12 protein-coding genes are annotated in these 12,123 nt (G+C 72.7%); 11 read left to right on the forward strand and 1 reads right to left on the reverse strand.

Features of this window, described 5'->3' with window-relative positions:
- Nucleotides 1-78: 78 nt before the first annotated feature.
- The gene (locus F4560_RS11240) at nt 79-1,692 is read right to left on the reverse strand and encodes an FAD-dependent monooxygenase (RefSeq protein WP_184919265.1); all 1,614 of its coding nucleotides are present in this window, start codon (nt 1,690-1,692) and stop codon (nt 79-81) included.
- A gap of 136 nt (nt 1,693-1,828) precedes the next feature.
- Between F4560_RS11240 and fabG the strand changes: the two genes are divergently transcribed.
- Genes fabG through F4560_RS11295 form a run of 11 tightly spaced genes read left to right on the forward strand, consistent with a single transcriptional unit; the run spans nt 1,829 to nt 12,117 of the window.
- Entirely contained in the window at nt 1,829-2,575 is a 747-nt protein-coding gene (gene fabG / locus F4560_RS11245) for a 3-oxoacyl-ACP reductase FabG (RefSeq protein WP_184919267.1), read from the forward strand.
- 17 nt (nt 2,576-2,592) lie between these two features.
- Nucleotides 2,593-2,904 carry an acyl carrier protein gene (locus F4560_RS11250; RefSeq protein WP_184919269.1) on the forward strand — a complete coding sequence of 104 codons (312 nt, stop codon included), beginning with the start codon at nt 2,593-2,595 and terminating at the stop codon, nt 2,902-2,904.
- Nucleotides 2,901-3,374 (forward strand): 3-hydroxyacyl-ACP dehydratase FabZ, encoded by a 474-nt coding sequence (gene fabZ, locus F4560_RS11255; protein WP_246477776.1) that lies wholly within the window; start codon nt 2,901-2,903, stop codon nt 3,372-3,374. The genes F4560_RS11250 and fabZ overlap by 4 nt, the downstream gene beginning before the upstream one ends.
- Nucleotides 3,375-3,382: 8 nt before the next feature.
- Nucleotides 3,383-4,456 carry a glycine cleavage T C-terminal barrel domain-containing protein gene (locus F4560_RS11260; RefSeq protein ID WP_184919272.1) on the forward strand — a complete coding sequence of 358 codons (1,074 nt, stop codon included), beginning with the start codon at nt 3,383-3,385 and terminating at the stop codon, nt 4,454-4,456.
- Nucleotides 4,457-4,483: 27 nt separating this feature from the next.
- Nucleotides 4,484-6,769 (forward strand): beta-ketoacyl-[acyl-carrier-protein] synthase family protein, encoded by a 2,286-nt coding sequence (locus F4560_RS11265; RefSeq protein WP_184919274.1) that lies wholly within the window; start codon nt 4,484-4,486, stop codon nt 6,767-6,769.
- Entirely contained in the window at nt 6,766-7,536 is a 771-nt protein-coding gene (locus F4560_RS11270) for a nitroreductase family protein (RefSeq protein ID WP_312869133.1), read from the forward strand. The genes F4560_RS11265 and F4560_RS11270 overlap by 4 nt, the downstream gene beginning before the upstream one ends.
- Nucleotides 7,533-8,804 (forward strand): NAD(P)/FAD-dependent oxidoreductase, encoded by a 1,272-nt coding sequence (locus tag F4560_RS11275; protein WP_184919276.1) that lies wholly within the window; start codon nt 7,533-7,535, stop codon nt 8,802-8,804. The genes F4560_RS11270 and F4560_RS11275 overlap by 4 nt, the downstream gene beginning before the upstream one ends.
- Nucleotides 8,801-9,685: an alpha/beta fold hydrolase gene (locus F4560_RS11280; protein ID WP_184919278.1), complete on the forward strand. Its 885-nt coding sequence runs from the start codon at nt 8,801-8,803 to the stop codon at nt 9,683-9,685. Before F4560_RS11275 ends, F4560_RS11280 begins: the two co-directional genes overlap by 4 nt.
- Before the next feature lie 31 nt (nt 9,686-9,716).
- On the forward strand, nt 9,717-10,631 hold the full coding sequence (locus F4560_RS11285) for an ACP S-malonyltransferase (protein ID WP_184919280.1): 915 nt from the start codon (nt 9,717-9,719) through the stop codon (nt 10,629-10,631).
- Nucleotides 10,628-11,086: a holo-ACP synthase gene (locus tag F4560_RS11290; protein WP_184919282.1), complete on the forward strand. Its 459-nt coding sequence runs from the start codon at nt 10,628-10,630 to the stop codon at nt 11,084-11,086. Before F4560_RS11285 ends, F4560_RS11290 begins: the two co-directional genes overlap by 4 nt.
- Nucleotides 11,077-12,117, forward strand: a complete 1,041-nt coding sequence (locus F4560_RS11295; RefSeq protein ID WP_312869136.1) for an ester cyclase — start codon at nt 11,077-11,079, stop codon at nt 12,115-12,117. Before F4560_RS11290 ends, F4560_RS11295 begins: the two co-directional genes overlap by 10 nt.
- Nucleotides 12,118-12,123 lie beyond the last annotated feature (6 nt).

Raw genomic sequence — 12,123 nt, forward strand, 5'->3', positions numbered from 1 at the left:
ACGACGCGGTGCCCGACCGGACAACTCGCGGTGCCCGGGTGGAGGGCTCGCGGGTTGTCCGGTCGTCGGTGTGTCCGGTCAGCGGGCCAGGACGGTGTCCAGGGCCGCGGTGAGGGCGGCGGCCGAGTCGGGAGTGGTGGCGGGGGCGGTGGTGCGCCAGGCGACGTGGCCGTCCGGGCGGACGAGCACCGCGCCCGCGGAACCCACGCCGTACACCTGTGCCCACTGCGCGGAGTCGGTTGCCCCGGAGCCGTCGGCGGAGATCTCCACCGTGTCCACCGCCACCCGGGCGTCGGTTTCCTTCGCCGCCTGGGCCCACCCGCTCCCGGTTGGGGTCAGCACGGTGAACCCGATGCCGAGCACGTCCAGGGTGGACACCCGGCCGGCCGCGCGGTCCAGCCACACGTGGGGCGCGCGGTGGCCGGGACGGGCGGTCGGCACGTAGGTGCGGTAGGGGTCCGCCGGTGTCGGGGCAGGGGTGCTGTCCGGGATGACCGCGGTCGAGTCGTAGTGGAAGCCGAGCACGAGTCCTTCGACGCTGCGCCGGCCGGCCTGGAGGCTCAGCGACTCGGCCATGCTGAGCTTGCCTTCCATCATGTCGAACGTGATCAGGGCGTTGCGCAGGCTCTCTTCGACGGTCCGCTCGCCGATGGGGTGCCGTTCGGCGCCGTAGCTGTCCAGCAGGGCCTCCCCCGCGCCCCACCGCTGCCGCGCCGCCAGCTTCCAGACCAGGTTGTGGGCGTCCTGGATGCCGCAGTTCATGCCGAACCCGCCTTGCGGGGTGGACACGTGGGCGGCGTCGCCGGCGAGGAACACGCGGTCCGCGCGGAACCGTTCGGCGACGATGGCCTGCTGGAGCCACGGCGACACCCCGATCAGGGTGACGTCGAGGTCGGGCAGGCCCACCGCGGAGCGGACGATCTGCACGCAGAACTCGTCGGTGAAGTCGTCGATGCTGCCGCCGTCGGCGGGGTCGTAGCCGGTCTGCACGATCCACCGGCGGTCGTTGTCGACCGCCTCCACCGCGCATGGGATGGCGCTGCGCAGGAAGTACAGCGCGCACATCCGGTCGCGCAGCAGGTGCGCGATGTCGGCTTCGAACATGATGCTCACCATGTGGCCCAGCGGCGGTGGGCCCTGCACGCCGATGCCCAGCGCCGTGCGGACGCCGCTGCGGCCACCGTCGGCGGCGACCGCGTGGCGGGCGCGCACGACCGTCGACCGGCCGCCGGACTCCACCACCGCCCGCACTCCCGACGCGTCCTGCGTCAGTTCGGTCATGGTGGTGGAGAACCGGACGTCCGCGCCGGGCTGCGACTCGGCGAGTGCGCGCAGCACGACCTCGAACTTGTCCTGTGCGCAGATGTAGGAGTAGGTGGGGCTCTGCGGCGCGTCGGTGGCGATCTCGGCGACCTGGTGGTGGAAGTCGTCGGCGAGCAGCGACGAACCCACCCCCACCGCGAGGCTTTCCTCGCGCGGCAGCCCGACCCGTTCGACCTCGTCCTGGATGCCCCATGCGCGCACCAGTTCCATGGTGCGGGTCGACATCAGCCGCGCCTTGGGGAAGATCGACGTGCCGGCGTGCCGCTCCACCAACACCGAGGACAGCCCGTGCCGGGACGCCTCCACCGATGCGGACAGGCCGACCGGGCCGCCGCCAACTACGAGCACATCGACCTCGACCTCGTTCATGGCGGCAGCGTCGCGCACGTCCCGTGACTGGTCAACACGATGGATAACGATGTGAAAGAGCTCCGATATGGCGCTTCGTTAGCGTCCTGCGCCACAGCGCGCAGACGCTCTCGAACGACGATGCTGGAGTTGCCGAATGTTCACCGAAGGCTCGGTAGCACTGGTCACCGGCGGGTCGCGCGGCATCGGCCGGGCGGTCGCCCTCGACCTCGCCTCCCACGGCGTGCACGTGGTGGTCAACTACTCGAGATCCGAGCAGCCCGCCAAGGAACTGGTCGCGCAGATCGAGGCGGACGGTGGCAGCGCGAGCACCGCCGGCGCGGACGTGACCGACGAGGCCGCGGTGCGCGCCATGTTCCAGGGTGTGCGCTCCGAGCACGGGCGGCTCGACGTCCTGGTCACCAGCGCCGGCGTGACCCGTGACCGGTTCATGGTGGTCATGGGCAGCAAGGACTTCCGCGAGACCATGGACGTCAACATGACGGGCACGTTCCTCGCCTGCCGGGAGGCGCTGCGCATCATGCAGCACCAGCGGCGCGGGGCGATTGTGACGCTGTCGTCGTCCAGCGGCTTGGACGGCGGGTTCCCCGGCCAGACGAACTACGTCGCGTCCAAGGGCGCGATCATCGCCTTCACCAAGGCGCTGTCCAACGAGGCCGCCCCGCACGGGGTGCGCGCCAACTGCGTCGCGCCGGGGTTCATCGCCACCGACATGACCAAGTCGATCCCCGCCAAGATCCGCGCGGAGTACGAGTCGCGCATCCGGCTGGGCCGGATGGGCACGCCCGAGGAGGTCGCGCAACTCGTGACGTTCCTCGCCTCGGACCGCGCCTCTTACATCACCAGCGAGACCTTCGTCGCCAACGGCGGCGGGCTGGCCTGACACCCATCCACCGGGAGATGAAGTTGAGCATCGACGAACTGCGCGCCACGGCGGCCGCGCGCCTGCAGACCTGCGCCCAGATCAAGAAGATGATCGTGTCCCGTCTCGACCTGCCGATCGAGCCGGACTGGATCACCGACGACCAGCCGCTGTTCGGCCGCGGCCTCGAGCTGGACAGCCTCGACGTGCTGGAGCTGTACGTGGCGATCGAGGCCGAGTTCGGCGTGGCGCTCTACGACAGCGACATGTCGGTGTTCGGGTCGGTGTCGCGGCTTGCCGACCACGTCAACCCGAAGCTGGCCGAGGCGAATTCGCTGACCGGGGCATGATGCGCAACGGCACCCGCCCCCGCGAGAGCTCGGCGCTGACCAACGACCAGGTCCGCGAACTGCTCCCGCACCGGTGGCCGATGTTGCTGCTGGACCGGGTCGAGAAGATCGACGCGGGCGTCAGCGGTGTGGCGATCAAGAACGTCACCGGCACCGAACTGTGGTTCCAGGGCCACTTCCCCGAAGAGGCCGTGCTGCCCGGCGTCGTGGTCATCGAGGCCATGGCGCAGTTGTCCGGTGTCATCTTCTCCCTGGCCGGCTCCAGCCGGATCAGTTACCTCGCCGGGGTGCGGTCGATGCGGTTCCGCCGGCCGATCGTGCCCGGCGACCAGATCGTGCTGTCCGCACGACGCACCGCCGGCGGTGCGGGGTTCTGCGAGTTCAAGGTCGAGGCCAAGGTCGACGGCCAGGTCGCCGCCGAAGGCTCGCTCACCATCGCCGATCCCAGCAGCTCACTCGGAAGGGCCTGACAAACACCATGGATTCGCTGACCTCGCCGCTGGCCGCCGTCCACCCGGAGGGCACCGAGTACGGCGCCGCGCAGGAAGCCCACGTGGCTTTGCGCTACACCACGCTCGATGAGGAGTACACCGCGATCCGGGAGCGCGCCGCGGTGCTGGACCTGTCCGGTTCGCGCGTGCTGGAGGTCTCCGGCTCCGACGCGACCGACTTCATGCAGCGGGCGCTGGCCCGCGACGTGGAGTACCTGACCTCGGAGCGCTGCATGACGAGCCTCGTCCTGGACGAGGAGGGCCTGGTCGTGGACCAGGTCGTCGTGTGGGGCCGTGAGGACGGGATGCTCGTGGAGAGCTCCGTGGGCGGCGGCGCCCGGCTGTTGGAGCACCTGCGGTCCGTCGCGGGCGAGGACCGGGTCGAGATCAAGGATCTGACCGGCGAGCAGGTCCTGCTGGGCCTGGAAGGGCCCTACGCGTGGGGTGTCGTCGGCCGCCTGGTCGACGGTGAGCTCGCCGCGCTGCCGTTCGAGTCCGTCGTGGACACCACCTGGGACGGCGTGGACGTGCTGTTCGCCCGCACCGGTGTCACCGGCGAGTACGGCTACAAGGTGCTCGTGCCGCACGACCAGGCCGCGACGCTGTGGGCCAAGGCCGTCGAGCAGGCCACCCCGGCGGGCCACGAGGCGCTGGAGCTGGCGATGCTGGAGGTCCGCCAGCCCACCCACCACGAGCACGCCGACGGCGCCGACGTCCTCACCATGGGCGCGAACTGGCTGGTCGACATCACCAAGGAGTCGTTCATCGGCCGGGACGCGGTGCTGGCCGCGTTCTCCGGTGGCGCGACCCGCCGCACCGTCGGGTTCTCCGGCGGCGACACCGTCCCCGCGGCCGGCACTCCGGTCACCGTGGGCGGCGAGCAGGTCGGCGTCGTCGTCCACGCCGTGCACAGCATCGGTCTCGGCGCGCCCCTGGGGTTGGCGCGCCTGGACGCCGACCTGGCTGCCGCCGGACTGCGGCTGACCGTCGGCGACGCCGACGTCACCACCCTCACGAGCCCTTACGTCACGCCCAAGAGCTGGAGCACCCCGATCATCTGATCGGGGCCAGGGAAGAAGGAGCACGCCATGGCGCTGCGACCGGTCGTCATCACCGGGGTCGGCGTGATCTGCGCGATCGGCCGTGACCCGCAGGAGTTCTGGCAGCGGCTGGCCGCCGGTCGCAGCGGGATCACCGAGATCGCCGACGACGCGTTCCACGCGTTCGACGCCCGTTATGCCGGGCAGGTGCCCGACGAGTGGATCGACGGGCAGTCCGGTCCCTCCGACGCGCACCTGGACCGAACGTCCCGGTTGGCGCTGGTCGCGGCCCGCCAGGCGATCGCCCAGGCGGGACTGTCCGAGCAGGACCTCGACCAGGACCGCTACGGGCTGGTGCTGGGCAAGTGCCAGGCCACCCCGGCCGCGGACGGCGGCTACCAGCCGATGCACGCGACCGGTGACATCGTCGCCGGTGTGCTGGGCATGCGGGGTCCGCGGATCCTCGTGTCCACCGCGTGCGCGGCCGGCGGCAACGCGGTCGGGCTCGCCAAGGACAAGATCCTCACCGGCGAGGCCGACGTGGTCCTCGCCGGCGGGGTGGACCCGCTGCTGTTCGGCACCTACGCCGGGTTCGCCGGGCTGCACGCGCTGAGCGACCGGCCCTGCGGCCCCTACAGCCGTTCGGACGGCCTGAACCTCGGCGAGGGCGCGGCGTTCGTCGTGGTCGAGCCGCTGGACCGGGTCCTGGCGCGGGGCGGGACGCCGCTGGCGGAGGTCGCCGGCTACGGCCTGTCCGCGGACGCCCACCACGCCACGGCGCCCGACCCCACGGGTCGCGGCGGTGTCAGCGCGATGCGCCGCGCCCTGGCCGACGCCGGCCTGACGTCGGACGACGTGCACTACGTCAACGGGCACGGCACCGGCACCCCGGCGAACGACGCCATGGAGATCAAGGTGATGCGCACCGTGTTCGGTGACCGCGCGCCGCAGGTCCCCACCAGCAGCATCAAGTCGTTCCTCGGCCACACCCTCGGCGCCGCCGGCGCGGTCGAGGCGGTGGCGAGCGTGCTGGCGCTCAAGCACCAGACCGCGCCGCCGACGATCGGGTTCGAGGGCCGCGAGGCGCCGTCCGGGCTGGACTTCGTGCCCGACACGGCACGGCCGATGCCGATGTCGGTGGTGGCGTCGAACAACTACGCCTTCGGCGGCAACAACGTGTCGCTGCTGCTCACCTCACCCCGTGACACCGGCGCGGACACGGCCGACGCGGACACCGCGGGCGGGTTGCCCGAGATGGACGTGGTCATCTCCGGCCTCGGCCCGGTCGGCCCGCTGGGCGTCGGCATCGCGGAGGTCTCCGAGGCCCTCGCCACCGGCCGCCGCCAGGTGGGCGGGCAGCCGTCGCTGACCGGCCGCACGTTCGCGCCCCGGTCGCTGTGGCGGCACATGAACAACCTGTCGCGCATGGCGATCGCCGCGTCGCGGCTGTCGCTGGAGGACGCCGGCCTGCAGCTGTCCCGCGCCGAGGCCGAGAACGTGGGCGTCATGTTCGCCACCGCCGCGGGGTCGTGGGAGAGCACCGACGGGTTCGACGAGAGCGTCCTGGCCAACCCCAACAAGCCCGCCGTGCTGAGCTTCTCCAACGTGGTGCTCAACGCCACCGGCGGCGCGGTGTGCCAGACGCTGGGCCTGCGCGGGCCGACGACGACGATCTGCAACGGCGGCGCGTCGGCGTCCATCGCGCTGGACTGCGCGGTGGAGACCATCCGCGCGGGCAAGGCCGACGTGGTGCTCGTGGTCGCCGCCGACGAGGCGGCGCTCGCCGCCGAAGGTCTCGACGTCACCCCCTACGACCGGGTGAACAACGGGTCGGTGCCCGCGTCCGGAGCGGTGGCGCTGGTCGTGGAGTCGGCGCGGCACTGCGCCGAGCGCGGCGGCACGCCCTACGCGAAGGTCGTGGGCGGCGGCCACGTCGGCGGCGCCGGCGAGGACGAGCGGGTCCTGGTGGCGCGCAGCCTGGCGAAGGTCGACACGGAAGGCGTGCGGCTGGTGTTCGGCGCGGCGGTCGGCGACGAGCACGACGCCGACGAGGCCGCGGCGGTGTTCGACGCGGTCCCCGACGCGCTGCTGACCGCCACCACCGGTTACACCGGCGACTGCCGGGCCGCGACCGGCGGGTTGAACCTGGCGCTGGCCGCCCTGGCGGTCCGCGACGGCGTCGCACCCGCCGTGGCCGGCCTGACCACCCCGCAGGTGGGCGGCCTGTCCGGGTACGTCACGAAGTCGGAGCTCGACGCACCGGTGGACCGGACGCTGGTCCTCAGCGCCGCCGCCGGGTCGGTGCGGGGCGTGACCGTGCTGGGCGCACCGTGACCACCGCGGCGGATCCCGTGACGGCCCCGGCGGCCGCTCCCGGGACGCCGTTCGACGTGGCGGAGACCGACCGGTTGCTGACCACCACCCGGTCGGTGCGCCGCCGGCTGGACCTGGACCGGCCGGTTCCCCGCGAGATCGTCGAGCAGGCCCTGGAAGTGGCGGTGCAGGCGCCGACGGCCAACGACCAGCAGAACTGGCGGTGGCTGGTCGTCACCGAGCAGTCGGTGAAGGACGAGCTGGCCGCCGTCGTGCGGCACGCGTGGAACTTCCACCAGCGCGAGGTGCTGACCAGGTCGGGGCGGCGGCGCAACAACGCGCAGAACCAGCGCAACAACGCCTCCGCCGCGACCCTGGTCGACATCCTGGCCAAGGTGCCGGTGCTGGTGATCCCGTGCGTGCTGGGCCGCCCGCCGGACATCGGCGCGATCGACGAGGAGTACGTGCGCACCGCCGCGGGCCGGCGCAACGTCGGCACCTGGCAGGAGGACGTGCGGCTGGGCGCCATGCGGGCCAGCAACTTCTACGGCTCGATCTTCCCCGCCGTGTGGTCGTTCCAGCTCGCGCTGCGCAGCCGGGGCCTGGGCTCCACGATCACCGGCCTGCACCTGCCGTTCGAGAAGCACGTCGGCGCCCTGCTGGGCATCCCCTCGGGGGTCACCCAGGTGTGCATGGTGCCGGTGGCCTACACCGTCGGCACCGACTTCCGCCCCGCGAGCCGGCACCCCGCCGCGGAGCGCACGCACTGGGAGAGGTGGCAGGGATGACCCCCACAGGGACGGGTTCCGGCACGGGCACGGCACGGGTCGACGTGGTCGTCGTCGGCGGAGGGATCGCGGGCGCCTCGGCGGCGGCGAACCTCACCGCGAACGGCCTGTCGGTGCTGCTGCTGGAGAAGCAGGACACCTACCAGGACATCGTGCGCGGCGAGTGGATCGCCCCGTGGGGCATGCGCGAGGCGCAGCTGCTGGGCGTGGAGGACGCGTTCGGCGTCGGCGGCGCCTGGGAGATCCGCGAGTGGGTCCAGTGGGACGAGACCGTCGCCCCCGACGACGCCGAGGTCGTCGACATGACCCGCTTCGTGCCCGGTGTCGGCGGGCCGATGTCGTTCCCGCACCACACGGTGTGCGAGCTGATGGTCGAGCAGGCCCACGGCAACGGCGGCCAGATCGTGATGGGCGTCCGCAAGGTCCGCGTCACGCAGGGCACCGAACCGGTGGTGACCTACCACACCGACGCGGGCGAGCACGAGGTGCGGGCGCGGATCGTGCTGGGCGCGACCGGCCGCGGCTGCACGGTGGGCCGCCAGGTCGGCGTCACCATGGAGACCTCGGTGCACCACTGGGGCGGCGGGGTGCGCGTGTCGGGCCTGGACGACTGGCCGATGGACGTGCAGGCCATGGGCACCGAGGCCGACAAGATGTTCATGGTGTTCCCGCAGGGCGAGGGCGTCGCCCGGCTCTACATCAACTTCCCCACCACCAACCGCGACCGCTACCGCGGGCCCAACGGCATGGAGCGGTTCATCGGCGACTTCGAGCTGGAGTGCCTGCCCGACCGCGGCAAGTCCGTCTACGCCGCGGCGGTGCCGCTGGGGCCGCTGAAGCTGTGGCCGTCGGTCAAGGCCGTGCCGGAGCGCCCGCCGGTGGTGGACGGCGTGGTGCTGATCGGCGACGAGGCCGGCGCCGCGGACACCGTGCTGGGCACCGGGTTGTCGTCGGCGCTGCGCGATTCCCGCGCGGTGTGCGGCATCCTGCTCGGCGGCGACGACTGGTCGCCCGCCGCGTTCGCCCCCTACCTGGCCGAACGCGACTTCCGGATGGGGCGGCTGCACTTCGGCGCGGAGATCGTCGCCAAGCTGCACTGCGAGTTCGGCCCGGAAGCGGCCGAGCGGCGCCGCCGCGTCCGCGACCTCATGAACGACAACTTCGCCGCGCAGGTCACCGGCCTGCTCAACATGGTCAGCCCCGAGGACGTGCCCGACTTCGGGTTCAGCGAGTTCTTCGCCGAACGGCTTTTCAGGGAGACGGTGTGAGCGCCAACAACAGCTTGATCAACGCCCGCGCGCAGGTCAACGGGGTCGAGATCGCCTACGTCGACCAGGGCGAGGGCGACCCGGTGCTGCTGCTGCACGGCTTCCCCGACTCGCACTACCTGTGGCGCCACCAGATCCCGATGCTGGTAGACGCCGGGTTCCGGGTCATCGCGCCGGACCTGCGCGGGTTCGGCGAGTCGTCCAAGCCGCAGGAGATCGACGCCTACTCGATGCGCAACATCGTCAACGACGTCGTGGCGCTGACCATGCAGCTGGGCATCCAGAAGACCCACGTGGTGGGCCACGACTGGGGCGCCGCGGTGGCGTGGATGTACGCGTTCCTCATGCCCCGGCGGGTGGACCACCTCGCGGTGCTGTCGGTCGGGCACCCCGGCGTGTTCGCCACGCAGACGGTGCAGCAGCGCGCCGCCAGCTGGTACATGCTGCTCTACCAGTTCCCCGGCGTCAGCGAGCAGTTGTTGCGCCGCAACGGGTGGCGGCTGTTCAAGGAGATCATCGGCGGCGAGGGCGACCACCAGCGCTACCTGCGCGAGCTGGCCAAGCCGGGCGCGTTGACGGCGGGCCTGAACTGGTACCGGGCCAACCGGTCCCCGGAGGCCGAGCTGCGGGTGGAGGGCAACTTCCCGCCGGTGTTCGCGCCGACGCTGGGCATCTGGTCCAGCGGCGACAAGGCCCTGCTGGAGGACGGCATGGTCGGGTCGGCGAAGTTCGTCAAGGGCCCGTGGCGCTACGAGCGCGTCGAGGACGCCAGCCACTGGATCCCGCTGGACCAGCCCGAGCTGGTCGGCAAGCTGCTGCTGGGGTTCCTGGGCACCGAGCAGCCCGCGGCCGCGGCGGTCAGCCGCCGCCGCCGCATGTAGACGTCCGCCCATCGGGACCAACGGAGGACTCATGATCGGGTATCTGTTCCCGGGCCAGGGCACGGTCCGCGTCGGCATGGGCGGCTGGCTGCGCCGCGACCCGGCGGGAGCGCGGGTGTTCGCCGCCGCCGACGACGTGCACGCCGACCTCGACGGCGGGCTGGCGGAGCTGTGCGCGCGCGGCCCGCTGGAGCGGCTGATCAGCACCGACGTGGCCCAGCCGGTGGTGACCGCGTGCAACCTGGCGGCGTTGGAGGTGCTGCGGTCGCGGGGACACGTCCCGGACATCGTCGCCGGGCACAGCGTCGGCGAGCTCAGCGCCCTGTGCGCGGCGGGCGTGCTCGACGTGGAGGCCACGCTGCGGCTGGTCGCGGTCCGCTCCCGGCTGATGGCGGCACTGCCCGACGTGGGCGGCATGACCGCGGTGCTGGGTCTCACCGAGCAGCGGGTGGCGGAGTTGGCGGCGGAGGCGTCGGCGCCCGGCGAACCCGCCGTGGTCGGCCTGGTCAACGGACCCGACAACATCGTCGTCTCCGGTGCGCTGCCCGCGTTGCAGCGGGTCGCGGACCTCGCCGTCGACGCCCGCAAGGTCGTGTCGCTGAAGGTCGGCGGCGCGTTCCACTCGCCGTTGATGGCGGGCGCCGTGGACGACTGGGCGGCGGCGGTGCGGGCGACACCGATGCGGCCACCGGCGGTGCCGGTCGTCCCGAACGTCACCGCCGAGCCCACCACGGACCTGGCCGAGATCACCGACGCGCTGATCGCCCAGCTCACCGGGCGGGTGCGGTGGGCCGAGACGGTGCTGCGCCTGACCGACGTGGACACGTGCGTGGAGGTCGGCGACAGCAAGGTCCTCACCGGGCTGCACCGCGGTGTCGGGGGCCGGTGCCTGACCATGGCCGACCCCACCGCGGTGCGCAGGCTTCGGGCGGAGTCGGTGGCATGAGGCGGTGGGGCAGCGCCGCGGTCGCGCTCGACGGGCTGACCGCGCCCCGGCAGCTGGTGTGGCCGATGCGGCTGGAGGACGTCTACTCCCGCGAGGAGCGGCTGCGGTCCGCCGCGGGCCGGACCCTCCAGCACTGGGCGGGAAGGCTGGCGGCGAAGTACGCGGTGCTGTCGCTGCTGGGCCTGCCCGCGACGGCACTGCACCTGGGCCGGGTGGAGGTGCTGCCGCAGCCGTCGGCGATGTGCGCCCGCACCACGGCGTGCACGCACGGCCACCCGCCGTGCGTGCGGCTGCTGGACGGGCTGCCGAAGGACCCCGACACGGCCGACACCCTCGGCGGCGGGCGGATCGGCGTGTCCATCAGCCACACCGCGGACCTGGCGTTCGCGGTGGCCCTGGTCTCGGCGCGGCTGCCCGAGGACGACGTGGTGGAGGCGGTGGGCGGGTGGAACTGACCGACGCGGACCAGTCGGAGGGCGACGTGACCGACGTGGACCGGACCGACGTGGACCGGACCGACGTGGACCGGACCGATGCGAGCCCGACCGAGGGCGGCGGCTCCCGCGCGGAGCCGGGCGGGAAGGACACCGAAGGCTCGACGGGGCTGGACCTGGCGGGGCTGGACCTGGCGGGGGTCGCACGACGGCACATGGCCGCCTGGAGCGCCGCCGACCCGGCCGCGATCACCGCGACGATCGCCTCGTTCGACGACCCCGACACCCCCGGCCCCCTGACCGGCGACGACCTGGCCGGGCACGTCGCCTCGGTCCTGGCCCGGTTCGCCGAGCTGAAGCTGGAAGCCGACGAACCGGTCGTCGCCGGCGGCACGGCCGTGGTGACGTGGACGTTGCGCGCGGTCCACCGCGACGCCTACCTGGGGATGCCCGGCACGGGCGGCGAGGTCGAGGCGTCCGGTGTGGACGTGCTGACCGCCCGGGACGGCGCGGTGCACGTGCGCCGGGTGTTCGACCGGCTCACGGTGGCCGAGGCGCTGGGCTACACCCCGCGGTTCGTGCCCGCCGCCGACGGCGAGCGCGAGTTCGGCGTCAGCTCCCGCACCCCGGCCCGCGCGTCGTCCGCCGGCACCCCGGTGGGCGCGCTCGTGCTGACCTGGCTCGACGTCCGCGACGACGCCGAGGCGGCCGACGTGGACCTGCTCAGCGTGGAGATCGTCAAGAGCCTGCGCGCCTCCAAGGGTTTCCTCGGCGCGACCAGCCTGGACGTGGGGCTGCGCAAGTACACCCTGACGGCGTTCGAGTCGGTCGACGCGGTGCGCGCCGTGCACGCCCGCCCCCACCAGCGGGCGCTGCGGAGGTTCTTCCGCAGCGGCCTGTGCACCGGGGCGTCGACCGGGGTGTGGGTGCCGCTGCGGGACAGCCTCTACACCCGCTGCCCCGACTGCGGGTCGGTCGTGACGCTGGACCGCGAACACCCCGACAAGTCCTGCGACTGCGGGTGGATCCCCATCCCCGGCGCCCTCTTCTGATCTGGA

The organism is Saccharothrix ecbatanensis (assembly GCF_014205015.1).
GTDB lineage: Bacteria > Actinomycetota > Actinomycetes > Mycobacteriales > Pseudonocardiaceae > Actinosynnema > Actinosynnema ecbatanense.